The 2,350-nt window shown below is 37.2% G+C and carries 3 protein-coding genes; 1 reads left to right on the top strand and 2 read right to left on the bottom strand.

What is annotated here, in order from left to right; genetic code table 11:
- Window positions 1-296 (bottom strand): transposase zinc-binding domain-containing protein (locus tag QWT87_RS20940; RefSeq protein WP_302718667.1); only part of this gene is annotated, 296 nt, incomplete at its 3' end.
- Window positions 293-1,171, bottom strand: coding sequence for a tyrosine-type recombinase/integrase (locus QWT87_RS20945; RefSeq protein ID WP_302718669.1), 879 nt, complete (start codon window positions 1,169-1,171; stop codon window positions 293-295). The genes QWT87_RS20945 and QWT87_RS20940, both read right to left, overlap by 4 nt.
- A 374-nt stretch (window positions 1,172-1,545) precedes the next feature.
- Between QWT87_RS20945 and QWT87_RS20950 the strand changes: the two genes are divergently transcribed.
- A complete protein-coding gene (locus QWT87_RS20950) occupies window positions 1,546-2,334 on the top strand; it encodes an APH(3') family aminoglycoside O-phosphotransferase (RefSeq protein WP_302718671.1) in 789 nt (262 codons plus the stop codon).
- Window positions 2,335-2,350: the final 16 nt, after the last annotated feature.

The following is a 2,350-nucleotide window of genomic DNA, read 5'->3' on the forward strand; positions in this document are numbered from 1 at the left end:
GTTTCCCGTGTTTGTATCCAATCTTCTCGGTTCCGTCCTTGGCATTTCGGGCAATGACGGTTTCGGCAGGAGTTGTAGCTGATGCTGATATTTCCGCATTCGTCGCAAGCATCGATATGTCCTCCCAAAGCCGATGTTCTGCACTTTTTTAATGCAAATAAAGTTCTTAATTGCCAGGAATTTAATCCTAAATCTTCCAATTTTGAACCTAATTTGTTTAAAACATCGGCGACTTCGTATTGAGGTTGAGATTGAGGTTGAGTTGGCTGTTTTTTTATGGTTTTAAAACCTCTCATTTCTTCCCAAATTCTGAAAAAAGGGTATCGAGCGGTGAAAAGAGTTTTTGTGTGGAAAGTTGTGCAATTTGAAGATAAATCAACGTCGTGTCAATACTTTCGTGACCCAAGAGATTTTTGATGCTCAAAATATCCATCCCATCTTCCAGAAGATGCGTCGCAAAACTGTGCCGAAGCGTATGAACACTCACTTCTTTCAATATTTTTGCCGTTTTTGATGCCTGCTTTACCGCCCATTGAACGCCCCGTTGCGAATATCTGGAATCGAAGCCTGTGCTGAGCGAAGTCGAAGCACCAGCTCTGCCTTCTCTAGGCATCCCGAAGAGATAATCTTCTGGTTTTTCCGCTTCGATATACTTTTTGAGCCCCCGAATCAGATGTTCGGAAAGTGGCAAATAACGGTCTTTTTTGCCTTTTCCCTGAACCACTTTCAACTGTTTTCTATCAAAATCTAAGTCGCATAAACGGAGATTTCTAACCTCCATACAGCGCAATCCGCAACCGTAAAGGATGCCGATCAAAATTTTATGTTTTAAAAGTTTACAGCCGGACAACATCTGCCAAACCTCCTGTTTACTAAGCACTACAGGCAGTTTTTTCTCTTTTTTAATTTCCGGAAGACTCAAAAAATCATAGCTTAAACCTTCCGATTTTAGCAGAAACCGAAGCCCGTAAACGGTGTGTTTGAAGTACGACTGTGATGGAGATTTTGATTTTTTCTGAAGGTAAAAAAGGTAATCGTGAATTTGCTCGGGATCCAATTCTGTAGGAATTTTCCCGAAATGTAGCGACACCGCAGCGACGTGTCTGGAGTAATTTTGAAAGGTACTTTGGCTTCTTCCCAACACCGAAACCGTACGTTCAAACCTTTGCAAAAGCTCCGCAAATCCCGGAACTTCGCGCTTTGCCTTATTGATGATTTTGTTTTCTCTAAGCTCTTCTACACTCTTTTTTTTGTTGCCATTTTGCTGATTTTTAATTAGTTTTACAAAGTAACTAAATATAGCGCTGAGAAAGCTACCGAAGGTTTAGTTCAACAAGGTATTGCCAAAAGCGGAGCTAAAGTGCTAAATTCAAAGTTTGTGCTTCTAATCCGCCAAAAACGAATTTTATTCGTTTTTGTTTTGTAAATTTAACTCATAGAAATTCGTTTTGGCTAGCCTCGGTGCAAAATCGGAACTTTCGACTTCGATTTCCCCGCCTTCGGCAATACCCAAAACGTTGGTGGCAAGGCTAAAAGACACAGCAAATGGACATCAGTAAAGACGTAAAAAATCAACTTGACAAATATTTTGGAAATTATACTACCACACAAATTTCAGGTGGTTCAACAAATGCTGAATTGTTCAGGGTTACGACAGATGAATCAAAGAGTTTTATTCTCAAAAAACAAATTTATAGTAACCATAATGTAAGCCTCAAATACGATTATCAAAATTATTTATGGCTTGACGGAAAAATTCCAGTTCCTAAGATTATTTTTTATGAACAATTAAGCGACTTTGAATTGTTATGTATGACGGAACTGCAAGGAAAAACTCTTGAATATTATTTTGATAAAATAGAAACTGAAGAAATTATTAAGCAATATGCAATATCATTGAAAAAACTTCATTCTTTGAAAATCGACAATACTGCGTTGGTTCAACACCTTGACTTGAAAATTTCAAAAGCAAGATTTAATTTAGATAGTGGGTTAATTGATTTTACAGACTTACAACCCGAAAATCAAACTTACAGCCCCGAAGAACTATTTGTGAAATTATTAAGCATAAAGCCATCAGACTATGAATTAGTGTTTACACACGGAGATTACTGTTTTGACAACTTAATTTTTGACAATCATAACTTAAGTGGTTTTATAGACATTGGCAATGGAGGTATAGCAGATAAATATCAAGATATTGCACTTGCTGTTAGAAACATACGAGATAATTTTAGACCAGAAATGGTTGACATATTTTACAAGGTATATGGACTTGATAAGCCAAACAAAAATAAAATAGAGTTTTATATATTATTAGACGAGTTCTTTTGAAAGAAGCCCAGCCACC

Origin of the sequence: Chryseobacterium urinae (genome assembly GCF_030518295.1) — a bacterium.
Lineage (GTDB): Bacteria > Bacteroidota > Bacteroidia > Flavobacteriales > Weeksellaceae > Chryseobacterium > Chryseobacterium mucoviscidosis.